The organism is Pedobacter ginsengisoli, assembly GCF_002736205.1.
GTDB lineage: Bacteria > Bacteroidota > Bacteroidia > Sphingobacteriales > Sphingobacteriaceae > Pedobacter > Pedobacter ginsengisoli_A.
Genome location: NZ_CP024091.1, coordinates 5,181,974 through 5,196,029, shown reverse-complemented (window position 1 = coordinate 5,196,029; position 14,056 = coordinate 5,181,974). Strand labels below are relative to the sequence as shown.

The following is a 14,056-nucleotide window of genomic DNA, read 5'->3' as shown; positions in this document are numbered from 1 at the left end:
TTGCGGCTCAAAATTTTTCTCTAATGAGTCAATCTATAAAGATCAAAAACGCTTTAATTTCAGTTTATTACAAAGATGGTTTAGAGCCTTTAGTTCGCCTATTGGCAAAACAAGGTGTTCAATTGTTTTCTACCGGAGGTACAGAACAATTTATTAAGGATTTAAATTTACCCGTTACCGCAGTTGAAGACCTTACTGGTTACCCTTCAATTTTAGGTGGACGTGTTAAAACCTTACACCCTAAAGTTTTTGGTGGTATTTTAAACCGCAGAGCTCTAAGTTCTGATCAGGAACAAATCTCTCAGTATGAGATTCCTGAAATAGATCTTGTTATTGTAGATTTATATCCTTTCGAAGAAACACTAAAAGCTGGTGGTACTGAAGAAGAAATTATTGAGAAAATAGACATCGGTGGTATCTCTCTGATCAGAGCTGCTGCTAAAAACTTTAATGATGTAGTAATTCTTGCTTCTAAAGATGATTATTCAACTTTACAGGAACAACTGGAAAACCAGAACGGAGAAACTACATTAGCTCAACGTAAAGCATACGCCAAAAAAGCATTCCATACTTCATCTAACTACGATACTGCTATCTTCAATTATTTCAATACCGAAGAGCCGCTTAGCGTATTTAAACAAAGCATTAGTAAAGCTCAAATCTTAAGATATGGCGAAAATCCACATCAGCAAGGGGTATTTTATGGCGATCTGGATGCTATGTTTACCAAATTAAATGGCAAAGAGCTTTCTTACAACAATCTTGTTGATGTTGACGCAGCTGTTGCATTAATTGACGAATTTGAAGAACCTACATTTGCTATTTTAAAACATACAAATGCTTGTGGTGTAGCATCAAGAACGAATCTTTTAGATGCCTGGAATGTAGCTTTAGCTTGTGACCCGGTTTCGGCATTTGGTGGTGTATTAATTGCCAACAGAGAAATTGACCTGGCTACAGCAACAGAAATTAATAAGTTGTTTTTTGAAGTATTAATCGCCCCTTCTTATCAGGCCGAAGCTGTTGAGCTTTTCCGTGCTAAAAAGAACAGGGTAATTTTACAAAGAAACGATATTGAATTGAGCAAAAAACAATTTAAAACATTGTTAAACGGAGTTATTGAGCAAGATAAAGACCTTGTTATTGAAGGTCCGGATCAAATGACTACTGTAACCGAAAAGGCACCTACTACCCAGGAGTTAATTGATCTGCATTTTGCAAATAAAATTGTTAAGCATACTAAATCAAATACCATAGTATTTGTTAAGAACGATCAGTTATTGTCAAGCGGTGTTGGTCAGACTTCAAGAGTTGACGCATTAAAACAGGCAATTGTTAAGGCTGAAGCTTTCAATTTTGACCTTAAAGGCTCTGTTATGGCTTCAGATGCTTTCTTTCCATTCCCTGATTGCGTAGAAATTGCTGCCGAAGCTGGTATCACTGCTGTTTTGCAACCAGGCGGGTCTATAAAAGACGCTGATTCTGTAAATATGGCTAATGAAAAAGGCATTGCAATGGTTACTACCGGTGTCAGACATTTCAAACACTAACTTTATTTGTCTCTCAATACAATAAAAAGACGTAGTTTTACATTACTATAAGTACACAGAATTTTTAATACTTAAATTATCACCTATAAATGGGTCTATTTAATTGGTTTACACAAGAGGTTGCTATCGATTTGGGTACTGCAAACACCTTGATTATACATAATGACAAAGTAGTAGTTGATGAACCTTCAATTGTTGCTTTTGACAGACAAACAAATAAAATTATAGCAATTGGCAGGCAGGCCATGCAAATGGAGGGTAAAACCCACGATAACATAAGAACAGTACGACCACTTAAAGATGGTGTTATTGCTGATTTCAATGCTGCGGAGGCCATGATCAAAGGTATGATCCGCATGTTAAATGGCGGTAAAGGCTGGATGTTCCCTTCGTTAAGGATGGTAATCTGTATCCCTTCTGGTATTACCGAGGTTGAAAAACGTGCCGTAAGAGACTCTGCAGAAATTGCAGGTGCTAAAGAGGTTTACCTGATTCATGAGCCAATGGCTGCTGCAGTAGGTATTGGTATCGATGTGGAAGAACCAATGGGTAACATGATCATTGATATAGGTGGTGGTACTACAGAAATTGCGGTTATTGCTTTATCTGGTATTGTATGTGACCAGTCTATCCGTGTCGCGGGAGACAACTTTGACTCTGACATTGTTAACTACATCCGTCGCCAGCATAATATTATGATTGGTGACCGTACTGCTGAAAAAATTAAAATTGAAGTTGGTGCGGCATTACCTGAATTGCAGGATCCACCTTCTGATTTTGCTGTACAAGGAAGAGATTTGATGACTGGTGTTCCAAAACAAATCACTGTTTCTTATACTGAAATTGCACACTGTTTAGATAAATCAATTTCAAAAATTGAAGAAGCTATCCTTAAGGCTTTAGAGATTACGCCACCAGAACTTTCGGCTGATATTTATCAAACAGGTATCTATTTAACCGGTGGTGGGGCATTGCTTCGTGGCCTGGATAAACGTGTTGCTGCCAAAACGAAATTACCGGTGCATGTTGCAGAGGATCCACTTCGTGCAGTTGTACGTGGTACAGGTATCGCCTTAAAAAACATCGGCGGTTTCAAATTTTTAATGCAATAATTAAATGAAGATAAACTAAGGGCTTCCCTCTTATATTTAGAATATGCGTAACCTTTGGATTTTTATAAGCAGATATAACGCATTTTTCTTCTTCATCATATTCTTTACTATTGGAGTTGTGCTTACTGTAAGAAACAACTCCTACCAACGTAGCGTAACCATTAACTCAACAAATAAAGTTGTTGGTGATGTTTATAACAACCTTAATGTATTAAAAAAATACATTAATCTGGGTTCTGTAAATGATAGCCTGGCAGTAGAGAATGCTAAACTGAAGACGGAGATACTTGCCCTTAAGAGTATAGATACGGCTAAAGATATTGTAGTTAGAGATACTTCCGGAGTACCTCAATACACCTATCTATCGGCCAGGGTTATTAAAAACTCTATTACAAACCGAAATAATTTCATTACCATTAACCGAGGTAAGGCCGATGGCATGGAAACTAACATGCCCGTTATTTCGCCTGGAAGAGGTGTGGTTGGCTTTGTACAGGATGTTTCTGAGCATTTGGCAACGGTGCGGTCCTTGCTACATAAGGATACTCATATTAGCGTAAGCTTAAAAAAAACCAACGCAGTTGGATCACTGGTTTGGGGAGATAGGAACTCCGATTACAGAAAAGCATTTATTAAAGACATTCCTAATCATTTTAAGGTGAATTTAAGGGATACAGTAGTTACATCTGGGTTTTCATTTTTCCCTTCTGGCATTCCGGTAGGCACCATTAGTAACACTGGTATTTCAACAGGAGATAACTTTAAGACTATTGAAATTAATCTGTTTAATGATTTTAGTACCTTACAGTATGTTTACGTCATTAAAAATAAACTGGCAAAGGAACAAACAGAATTAGAAGCGAAATTACCTAATGAGCAGTAAATTAGTATTAACAAACATAGTCAGGTGGTTTATACTACTTTTATTTCAAATTCTTTTACTAAGGAATTTAAGTTTTTACAATATGGCAACTCCCTTTGTTTACATATTGTTTTTGCTATTGCTCCCTTTTGGAATTCCTAATCTATTACTTTATTTAATTGCTTTTATTACCGGCTTAACTCTAGATGCGTTTTATGATACGTTGGGTGTACATACCGCAGCATGCGTAACCCTGGTTTTTGTAAGGATCCTATTCATTTCAGTAACGGTAAGCAGGGATGGTTTTGACGAACCGGAGCCTACTCTGGGAAACATGGGCATTAAATGGTTTCTTCTGTATGCCTTTCTATGTACTTTTGCGCATCACATTGTGTTGTTCTTTTTAGAAACATTTAGGTTAACAGAGTTTTCTTACACGTTACTTAAGTGCCTGCTAAGTGGAATTTTCACATTATTTCTTGTGACCTTAATTGAGTTTATATTTTATAACAGAAAGGTACGCTGATGGATAATCTGTTTAACCGGAAATACATTGTACAAGGATTATTCATTGTTGTTTCACTAATACTTTTAGGTACTCTTTTTTATATACAGGTATTTAGCGACAAGTACTTTCTTTCGGCAGAGAGTAATGTGCTGCGTAAGCTATACACTTTTCCTGCCCGGGGGGTAATTTTAGACAGGAATGAAAAGATTTTAGTGCAGAATGAACCAGTGTACGATTTAATGGTTATACCGAATGACGTAAAAGAATTTGACACTCTGGCTCTTTGTGAAATTATTGGTATTGACACCGTCAAATTCCGAAAAAACTTTAAAAAAGCTTTAAACCTGTCCAGATTCCAGCCAAGCATATTTGAAAAACAACTTCCCGTTAGTATTTATCAGTCTCTATCCGAAAAACTATATCGATTCCCTGGTTTTTTTGTACAAAGCAGAACTATAAGACAATATCCGGATAGCATAGCTGGTCACTTTTTAGGGTATATAAAAGAAGTAAGCCCAACGGATATTGAAAGATCTGAAGGTTATTACAGAATGGGTGACTATATTGGAAAAACCGGTGTAGAAAAATCTTACGAGACTGCCCTAAGGGGTGAAAGAGGTGTTGTAAATATGCTTTACGACGTTCATAATGTACCCAAAGGCAGTTATGCTGAAGGAAAATTTGATACCATGGCAGTATCGGGAGAGCAATTGGTATCATCCCTTGATATTAGGATACAGAAATTAGGTGAAGAACTGCTCAAAAACAAAGTTGGGAGTATAGTTGCAATTGAACCTGCCACAGGAGAAATTCTGGCCTTTGTTAGTAGCCCCGGTTATGACCCTAACTTAATGGTTGGCCGCCAGCAGGGTAATAATTATATGGATTTACTAAAAAATCCTAACCGTGTGTTTAACATTCGCCCAATACAGGGTTATTACTCACCAGGATCTTCTTTTAAGCCTCTGGATGCTTTAATTGGCCTACAGGAGGGAGTTATAGACGAAAACACCACATTTAATTGTCCTGGTTACTTTCGTGTTGGCAATCATACTACTAAATGTGAGCACGTGGACGGGAATATCGCTTTAAGAAGAGGTCTTGCCAGATCATGTAATACTTATGCATGTTATGTGTTTGAGAAATTACTAACCCAAAAAAAGTTTAAAAAACAAAAAATAGCAGCATACGAGTATTGGCAAAAGAAAGTAAAATTGTGGGGCCTTGGAGATACGCTTGGCATTGATTTGCCGGGAGAACGTAGAGGCCGACTTTACGATGCTTCTTATTACACAAAAAAATATGGCAAATATTGGGGCTATTCAACTGTAATTTCATTAGCTATTGGGCAGGGCGAGATGGATGCCACACCTTTACAAATGGCAAATATTATGGCGGCAATTGCCAACAAAGGTTATTACATAAAACCTCACTTGGTTAAATCAATAGGAAAAGACCATTTGATTAGAAAAGAATATGTTAGGAAAAACTATGTGGGTGTAGATGCAGCACATTTTGTACCTGTAATTGATGGAATGCAGGAAGCTGTAAATTCGCCATGGGGTACTGCTGTAGCTTCGAAAATTGATGGAATTATTATGTGCGGAAAAACAGGTACGGTACAAAATCCACGAGGAAAAAACCACTCTGTATTTATTGGCTTTGCTCCGCGGGATAATCCAAAAATTGCCATTGCGGTTATTGTTGAAAATGCTGGTTATGGAGGTACATACGCTGCACCAATTGCAAGTTTTATTACAGAGAAATACCTTAAAGATAGTATCCCCCCTTACAGGAGGGAAAGAGTGGAATGGATGAAAAATCAGGTAATTCTTCCGGCACCACCAAAGTCGAAAGTAAAACCTAAAGCAGCGGTTATTGATTCAGCCAAAAAAGCAGACTCTCTCAAAAAAATCATTCCAGCTATTGAGCCTAAGAAAATAACAGATAAAAAACATGATTAATCAGCAAAGCAATAGATTCTTCTTTAATGTAGATTGGATTACTATCCTAATCTATATTGCTTTGTGTACGGTTGGCTATGTAAATATTTATGCTTCGGTACCTTCACATAATACCGCCGATTCTTCAGTATTTAATTTTACAAGTAATTATGGCAAGCAGCTGATTTACATTATTGCAGGTCTGGTTCTTGGTTTTTCAATATTATTGCTCGATGCTAAATTCTTCAGTGTCTTCTCGCCTATTGTTTATGGCGTTACGGTATTACTGCTTATTATTGTTTTGCTGGTGGGCAGGAATGTTGGTGGTAACCAGGCCTGGATATCTCTAGGAGGGGGTTTTAGGCTCCAACCTTCTGAATTCGCAAAATTTGGTACCGCTTTACTACTCGCAAGGTACATTAGTAGTTTTAGCCCTAAATTCAGAGATCTGAAATCAATAGCATTTGCAGGTTTAATTATGGGAATTCCGTTAGTGCTTATCATGCTTCAGCCAGATGCCGGATCGGCCCTTGTATTTTTAGCGTTCATGTTTCCAATGTACAGAGAAGGATTATCAGGTTACTTTCTGTTGATCTTTCTAGGAATGATCGTATTATTTGTGGCCGACTTCCTTGTGCCTATGCAGATTCTAATACCTACTATTCTGGTTATTGGCGGCATCTTTGTTTATCAAAACAAGCGAAAGCAAAAGGTCATGTTTTCGGCCATTATAGTAACAATAGTTGCAATTGCTTATTTATTTGTAGTAAAACTAGCTTACGAGAAAGTTTTAAAACAGCATCAACGTACGCGGATAGAGTTAATTTTGGGATTAAAAATGGATCCCAAAGGTGTTGGCTATAATGTAATACAATCTAAAATAGCCATTGGTTCAGGCCAGCTTACCGGTCGTGGTTTTTTACAGGGTACCCAAACAAAATATGGTTATGTTCCTGCACAAAGTACCGATTTTATTTTCTCAACAATAGGAGAAGAATGGGGATTTGTTGGCTGTTCAGTAGTTATCGGATTATTCTTATTCCTGTTGCTTCGCTTAATTAACCTTGCCGAACGACAGCGATCTACATTCTCCAGAGTTTACGGATATTGTGTTGCCAGCATACTATTCTTCCACGTATTTATTAATATTGGGATGGCAATAGGCATTGTGCCTGTAATTGGTATACCTCTCCCTTTTATCAGTTACGGGGGGTCATCACTTTGGAGTTTTACAATATTGCTGTTTATATTCCTTAAGCTCGACTCAAATAGAATGGGCTTTATCTAAAGCCTACGAAAACCGCTGATTTAGCAATTCATAAAATTTATCTACAGTTGTCTGTTTTGAAGCCCAATTATTCTTCTCTGCATAATTAACTTTAAGGAAGGTATCTGCTGTTTTAAAATCCGGCATTTTATTAATCAGGTCTATCGCTTCGGAATAAGCCAGGTTATAACCATTAAACAAATCCTTGATATATAATAGCTTTTCATTAAGGGTTATCCCCTTTTTAAGGTCAGTTATTGCAGGCTTATTGCTCTCTAAATTCAAATTAACAGAGTTGCTATTGCTCTTACCTGCCAGAATATCGTTTAAGGTTGGCTTTAAATTACTTACAGGCTCTTGTTGTGCTGGCTCTGGTACTTGTGGGCTCACAAAAACATTAACAGGCTCAGGGGCTTTAAAAACAACTGGTTCAGGTACAGGTATTGAAGCGGGTTTTGGAAGTTCTACTTCTTTCTGTACTATAGCCACAGGTTCTTCTTTATAAACAACCGGCTCCTCAATTGGTTCAGGTTCCTCTTCGATTGTTGCTTCTTCAATTGTAGCTTCTTCGATTTCGTTAGACTTGCTTTCCATTTGCTGCCTTTGCTTTTCGGCAATAATGCGTTCTTCTTCTTTACTTAATGGCCTATCAAAAATACTATCAACAGATTTTTCTTCAAATTCAAACTTATCTGTAGGCTCACTATCATTCAAAATAAATTCAAATGAAGGACTTTTAAACTCTATTTCTTCTACTTTCAGAACAGGCTCTGGCTCTTGCTGAATCAGAGGCTCAGGTATTTCTTTAACAGTATCTAATGTATGTTCAGGTAGTTCTTTTATGGGCCTGTTACTATTAACCTTTTTTACAATTTGAACATGATCTGACAGAAAATTAGCATTTGCCAAAAACAATTCCAGTTCTAATTCATTAAGTTGTTCAGGATTATGAGCTAAAAACTCATACTGATCTTGAAGTTCGTTTAGTATTTGTCCTATCTTTTTGAAAATATCACCTTGGTTCATCATAGTTTAATAACGGAAGAATTAACTTTTTATGTTGGTAACTTGCCATTCAAAAGTACTACAAAATTCTGATATTAGCAGGCTATAAGTACTACAATACGATGTTATTCAGCGAACAAAATTACAGAAGAGGAGAATTTTGCGGTAGCATAGAGGTAATTTGCGGCTCTATGTTTTCAGGTAAAACCGAGGAATTACTAAGGAGATTAAGAAGGGCACAGATAGCAAAGCTGAATGTTGAAATCTTTAAACCTAAAACAGACACCAGATATGATGAAAATGCAGTGGTATCTCATGATTTAAATTCGATTCAATCAACACCTGTTGAGACATCATCGTCAATCCTACTTTTAAATGCCGATACACAAGTCGTTGGCATTGATGAAGCTCAATTTTTTGATGAAGACCTTCCTGATGTTTGCAACAAACTAGCTCAGAAGGGAATAAGGGTTATTGTTGCCGGCTTAGACATGGACTTTCTGGGCAAGCCCTTTGGCCCTATTCCGGCATTAATGGCTATAGCCGAACTGGTAACAAAAGTAAATGCAGTATGTGTTAGATGCGGAAGTCCGGCTATGTATTCTTTCCGTAAAGTAGCCAGCGAATCAAAAATATTACTTGGAGAGAAGGATAGTTATGAGCCTCGTTGCAGACGTTGCTACCATATGGCTGATAATGTGATATTAAACTAAAAAGGTTAATTTAGGCCAAAAACTAGGCAAGAGGGCAATTTTTACATCGTTTCCCTCTAAGATATTTCTCACAGCAGTTCTTTTTCTTTTTATCCTTTTTCTCCTGCTTAGAATGCTTGTTCTTTTTATTTTTCTTTGACATAACCTATACAACCATTAACAAAAAAAGGCACATACTGTTTTACCAGCATGTACCTTTAAATACCAGGGTAAACTGGCTAAATTAGATTAAGCCTCGCTTTCGTATTTAATCTGGCCAACGTGTTTGTCAATCTGCCATCTTCCGGTTCCTTCTTCTCCAATTACATCAAACAGTTCAAGCGCACGACGAGCTTTGTATTCCTCTTCTCTTTGCTCTCTAAAGAACCAGTTTAAAAACTCTAGGGTTACATAATCCTGCTCTTTATGGCAACGAGCTGCAATGCTTTTAATAGATTGGGTTACATTAATTTCCTGATCTAAAGCTTCTTCAAAAACCTCACGGAAAGAGTTATATTCAATTTTGATATTTGTGATTTCAGGAGAAATTGCTGTACCTCCCATATCTAAAACATACTTATAAAATTTAAGCTGATGCGCTCTTTCTTCTTCTGCTTGCTTGAAAAAGTAATCAGACGAAAAGTCGTATCCGTTACGGTTACACCATGAGGCCATTGAAAGATAAATAGCTGATGAGTGGGCTTCTTTTTTTATTTGCTGGTTAATAAGTGTCTCTACATCTGATGAGAGTAAGCACTTTGCGCGAATGATATCTTTCATAATTACTATCTTTTAAATGATATTGTAACATCAAAAATAATGCAATAAATTAAGAATAGATAATATTAGAGTAATATGGAAAGATTCTAATTCTAAGTTAATCAGGCTACTATACGATGCAAACGATCGAATATGATATGATTTAACTCTAACATTACAAATGTACCTTGCAATAGTTCTTTTAAGGCAATAATCTCTAAAATGGATAGTACGTAACAATGATCGCAGGCACAGATAAAAATGATTTCAAGGTCCGGTGCTTTAGTACTATTTAAAAGCAGGTTCTCTATATCAATCTGGTAAACTGCTTTTCTAAGTTTAAGTAAATTGCGATAATCAAATCGGGCAAGTTTACCGGCAAAATCTATATACCAGCAGTTCTCACTATCTGATTGATAAATTGCGCCTTTGTTAGTATTAAATACTTCTGTAAAATTTATTGAAGGTAGTACAACTAAATCCTGCATGTTCACATTAAACTCTTGATAATACAAAGGTTGCTATTATTTAGAATTAATCCAAATCGTTTAGCATTTTATTTTAAAAAAACACCAAATGATTTAGGTTGCAACAAAACTCAAGGCTTTCACTAATGGTTGCTTAAAGAAATGAAACTATCATAAGCAGCCTTTATACAGGCCTGCTTACGATGATTTCCTATTAGGTTTTGCTTGTGTCTCGGTTAATTCAAAGAAAAGACGATTTGCTTATAAAAAGATTTACATTATTGTCTAAATATTAAGCGATTTTGACATAACCACGGACGTTATTAAACCTATTACAACCTTGAAGCCATTATATCGCTTACTTTTCCATTTACTTTAACTTTTACTCTTCTTGGATTAGTAGAACTAATGCGATAGCTGGTAATCCTCCCATCTTTCCAGGTCATATCTACTGTAAAATTCCCTCTCGCCCTTAATCCTTTAATTGAACCGTAAGCTTTCCAGGAATCAGGTATGGCAGGTAAAAGATCAATAAATCCATCATGGCTTTGTATTAGCATCTCAGCAATTCCTGCTGTAGCACCAAAGTTCCCATCAATTTGAAAAGGAGGCCCTGCTGAAAGCATATTGGGGTAAACACCGCCCCCTGCCCCATAATTCATATCGGTGCGTAAAGTTGGTTTTAGGATTTCTTTGAACAATTTAAAAGCACGATTCCCATCATGTAACCTGGCCCAAAACAATAGTTTATATGCTATAGTCCAGCTAGGTCCATCGTCGCCTCTCACCTCAAGGGTTTTCTTTGCAGCTTCTGCAAGCTCTGGCGTTGTAATTGGTGTGATTAAGGATGCCGGATACAGGCCATACAGATGCGATATATGACGGTGCTGTAATTCCGTTTCTTTATAATCTTCTATCCATTCCTGAATCCGTCCATCCTTACTTATTACTCCTGCCGGAGGAACCGATTTTAGCTTTTCCTGCAACTCATTTCTAAACTCTGCATCAACATTTAAAAGCTTTGAAGCAGTAATCACATTGGTAAACAATTCTCTTACAATCTGATTATCTATAGTTGGCCCCATAGATATGCTTGCTGTTTTACCATTTGGCAGATAGAAAGTATTTTCTGGCGATACCGATGGAGAAGTAACAGACCAGCCGGTTTTGGGGTCTTTTATCAATACACTTTTATAAAATTTAGCTGAGCCTTTTAAAACCGGGTAAATACTTTTTAAATAATTAATATCCTGGCTAAAGGCATAGTGATCCCACAAGTTGTTACACAACCAGCCGGAACCAGCATTTGTTGCCCCCCACGACGCACTTTCTCCAGGTTCCGTAAAGCCCCATACATTGGTAATAACGTGGGCAATCCACCCTTCGGCATTGTAATAGGCTTTGGCAGTTCTTTCTCCAGGTTTTACCAGCCCTTTTACCAAATCGGCCAGCGGCAAATTCAATTCAGAAAGATTTGATACTTCAACAGGCCAATGGTTCATCTGCACATTTACGTCTAAATGGTAATCACCATTCCATGGTGTATTGATTTGGTTTGCCCATAAACCCTGAAGATTTGGAGGAAGTAAACCTACCCTGGTGCTACTTATACTTAAATACCTGCCAAATTGAAAAAATAAGGCTGGCAAAGATTTATCATCTGCAAAGTTCTTATAAAAAAGCTCTAATCTTTTGTTAGTAGGAAGACTGGCCGATTTACCCTCTCCTAAATCGATGCTTACTCTTTTAAATAGTTTGGTATAATTTGCTATATGTTTATTTCTTTGCAATTCATAAGGAGTTTTGAGTGCTGCCAACAATAATTGCGCAGTTTTTTCTTTGAATTTAAACCCTTTAAAATCTGTTGCCGCTGAGACATAAATGATTAGTTCTGTAGCATCTTTAACAGCAAGCGCATCATTCTCTGCAAGAACTTTGCCTCCCTTTAACACAGTTCGCACCCTGGTCTGATATTGCATTCCCTTGCCATCAGTACCATTATCAAGCTGTCCGTACATTTGCAGTTCAGTGCCCTCAGTTCTTACATCTGATCTTTCCGAACGGTTAATAGATATTTTGCAATTTAACTTTCCGGGCTTATCGGCCGTTATTTTAATTACATCTACATCTCCGCCAAAGCTTGTAAAATACTCCCTTCTATAGGTTACCCCATTTATTTTATAGCTACAATTTGCTATGGCCTTATCCAGGGACAGTTCTCTGTGATACGCCTCTGGTATTATTTCAGCCGGTTTTATATCTCCGTAGGTAAAATCTATTTCAAGGTTTCCCAGAATTTGATATTTACCCCATTGGGCGCCTGCTGAGCCTTGGCCTTTACAAACAAAATCCTTGTTTACAAGATCCTGAGCCTCGTCATTTTTTCCTTGAAGAATTAACTCTCTGATCTTTGGCAAACTTTTATAAGCTTCGTAATTATTAGCATCCTGAGGGCTGCCAGACCAAAGTGTAATGTCATTTAATACAATCTTCTCTTTCAGTATGCCTCCATCAGGTGTCATACCTAATCTTCCGTTACCAAGTGGCAAGGTCTCTTCCCATACTTGCGCAGGCTTATCATACCATAACTTTGATGGTCTTTGCTGTGCATTGAGCTTTAAAGCAACAAGGGGCAATAAAAAAAATAGTTTTCTAGTCATTCCGGTTATTATACTTGGTTATTATGTGAAGCTAAAAATAGTCGACCTCAATTTCTTTTAAAATGTACAAACTTTAAAAAAGAATGGATTAAACTATCCTGTAGCCTATTAAAAAAAGCGACCACGTTAAACAAAAATAATTGACATGCATAAATAAAAAAATGGCAAAAACATTTAAGATCATGAACTATTCACTTATTTGTAATGCTTTTATTATTTAGGTATGAATTAATAAAACCCAGTTCTTAAAATCAGAATGTCCAATTCGATTAAACAACTAATCTGAATAAGCAGAATAATTCTTATAATTGTTAAACCGATAACGTATGAATGAGAAAAAAATACAGGATGGATTTGAAGGCGAGAAATATATAGCGATTCCTGAATCTGCATGGAAAAGTGCAATTAAGGACAATCCTGTTATGACTCAGTTGTATGTTACCTACATCGGTTATTTTCCTAAGGCGGCCTATCATTATAGAGAAAGACCTAAAGGTTGCGCAGATAATATATTAATCTATTGTACCCGGGGTAAAGGATGGTTCATCATAAACAACACACGCCTGGAGGTTGGGCCTAATGAATTTATAATCGTGCCGGCAACAAAAGTAGCTATGAGCTACGGGGCAGACATAAATGATCCATGGACAATCCATTGGGTACATTTTAGCGGCAAGGATATAGATTCTTTTAATAAAGGGTTTAATATTAATCTGTATGATGGCGCACAACAAATTTTATTAAATGAAAAGGGCCTCCAGATTTGGGAATCCATGTACCAAAATTTAGAGCTTGGTTATAGTAAAGAAAATCTGACAAATACAAATTTGTGCATGTATCATCTCCTGGCTACTTTCTTATACCCCGACAAGCATAGTAATGTTAAGGTTCAGGATGAAAAGAACATGATAAAAGAAACTGTAGCTTACATGAAGAACAATTTAGCTGAAAAACTTACGGTTGAGGATCTTGCCTGTAAAAACAATTTATCTACTTCACATTTCTCAAAAATGTTTAAAAAATCAACAGGAATGTCTCCGATGGATTATCTGATCCACTTGAAATTGCAAAGAGCGTGCGTACAGCTATACAATTCGGAAACCAAAGTAAAAGAGATTGCGACCTCGCTAGGTTACGATGATCCATTTCATTTTTCAAGGTTATTTAAAAAAAACATGCGCATATCTCCTAATCAATATCGAGCCAATCGAAGAAAAAAACTTGGATAACA

The 14,056-nt window shown here is 36.8% G+C and carries 12 protein-coding genes; 8 read left to right on the top strand and 4 right to left on the bottom strand.

The genetic code is table 11. The features are described 5' to 3' along the window. Positions 1-23 precede the first annotated feature (23 nt). The 6 genes from purH (at position 24) to rodA (ending at position 7,263) form a co-directional block, all read left to right on the top strand. Positions 24-1,550, top strand: coding sequence for a bifunctional phosphoribosylaminoimidazolecarboxamide formyltransferase/IMP cyclohydrolase (gene purH, locus CPT03_RS22000; protein WP_099440831.1), 1,527 nt, complete (start codon positions 24-26; stop codon positions 1,548-1,550). Positions 1,551-1,639: 89 nt separating this feature from the next. Next, positions 1,640-2,662: a rod shape-determining protein gene (locus tag CPT03_RS21995; protein ID WP_084291510.1), complete on the top strand. Its 1,023-nt coding sequence runs from the start codon at positions 1,640-1,642 to the stop codon at positions 2,660-2,662. Between the two features lie 43 nt (positions 2,663-2,705). Further along, positions 2,706-3,545 (top strand): rod shape-determining protein MreC, encoded by an 840-nt coding sequence (mreC, locus tag CPT03_RS21990; RefSeq protein WP_099440830.1) that lies wholly within the window; start codon positions 2,706-2,708, stop codon positions 3,543-3,545. An 82-nt stretch (positions 3,546-3,627) separates the two neighbouring features. Further along, positions 3,628-4,050 (top strand): rod shape-determining protein MreD, encoded by a 423-nt coding sequence (locus CPT03_RS21985; RefSeq protein WP_317044320.1) that lies wholly within the window; start codon positions 3,628-3,630, stop codon positions 4,048-4,050. Continuing rightward, positions 4,050-5,996, top strand: coding sequence for a penicillin-binding protein 2 (gene mrdA, locus CPT03_RS21980; RefSeq protein ID WP_099440828.1), 1,947 nt, complete (start codon positions 4,050-4,052; stop codon positions 5,994-5,996). Before CPT03_RS21985 ends, mrdA begins: the two co-directional genes overlap by 1 nt. Further along, complete coding sequence (gene rodA / locus CPT03_RS21975) at positions 5,989-7,263, top strand: rod shape-determining protein RodA (RefSeq protein ID WP_099440827.1); 1,275 nt, start codon at positions 5,989-5,991, stop codon at positions 7,261-7,263. The genes mrdA and rodA overlap by 8 nt, the downstream gene beginning before the upstream one ends. A 3-nt stretch (positions 7,264-7,266) precedes the next feature. Here the strand turns inward: rodA and CPT03_RS21970 are convergent, their stop codons facing one another. Further along, on the bottom strand, positions 7,267-8,271 hold the full coding sequence (locus CPT03_RS21970; protein WP_157766511.1) for a hypothetical protein: 1,005 nt from the start codon (positions 8,269-8,271) through the stop codon (positions 7,267-7,269). 98 nt (positions 8,272-8,369) lie between these two features. On the opposite strand from CPT03_RS21970, the gene CPT03_RS21965 reads away from it, so the two are divergent. Beyond that, a complete protein-coding gene (locus tag CPT03_RS21965) occupies positions 8,370-8,960 on the top strand; it encodes a thymidine kinase (protein ID WP_099440825.1) in 591 nt (196 codons plus the stop codon). Between the two features lie 228 nt (positions 8,961-9,188). On the opposite strand, the gene CPT03_RS21960 is transcribed toward CPT03_RS21965, so the two are convergent. From CPT03_RS21960 to CPT03_RS21950, 3 genes are all read right to left on the bottom strand, one after another. After that, complete coding sequence (locus CPT03_RS21960) at positions 9,189-9,719, bottom strand: ferritin (protein WP_099440824.1); 531 nt, start codon at positions 9,717-9,719, stop codon at positions 9,189-9,191. A 101-nt stretch (positions 9,720-9,820) separates the two neighbouring features. Beyond that, positions 9,821-10,186: a hypothetical protein gene (locus tag CPT03_RS21955; protein WP_099440823.1), complete on the bottom strand. Its 366-nt coding sequence runs from the start codon at positions 10,184-10,186 to the stop codon at positions 9,821-9,823. Positions 10,187-10,497: 311 nt separating this feature from the next. After that, positions 10,498-12,825 carry a glycosyl hydrolase family 95 catalytic domain-containing protein gene (locus CPT03_RS21950; protein WP_099440822.1) on the bottom strand — a complete coding sequence of 776 codons (2,328 nt, stop codon included), beginning with the start codon at positions 12,823-12,825 and terminating at the stop codon, positions 10,498-10,500. 326 nt (positions 12,826-13,151) lie between these two features. Here CPT03_RS21950 and CPT03_RS21945 point away from each other — a divergent pair, with 326 nt between their 5' ends. Further along, positions 13,152-14,054, top strand: coding sequence for an AraC family transcriptional regulator (locus tag CPT03_RS21945; protein WP_099440821.1), 903 nt, complete (start codon positions 13,152-13,154; stop codon positions 14,052-14,054). Positions 14,055-14,056: the final 2 nt, after the last annotated feature.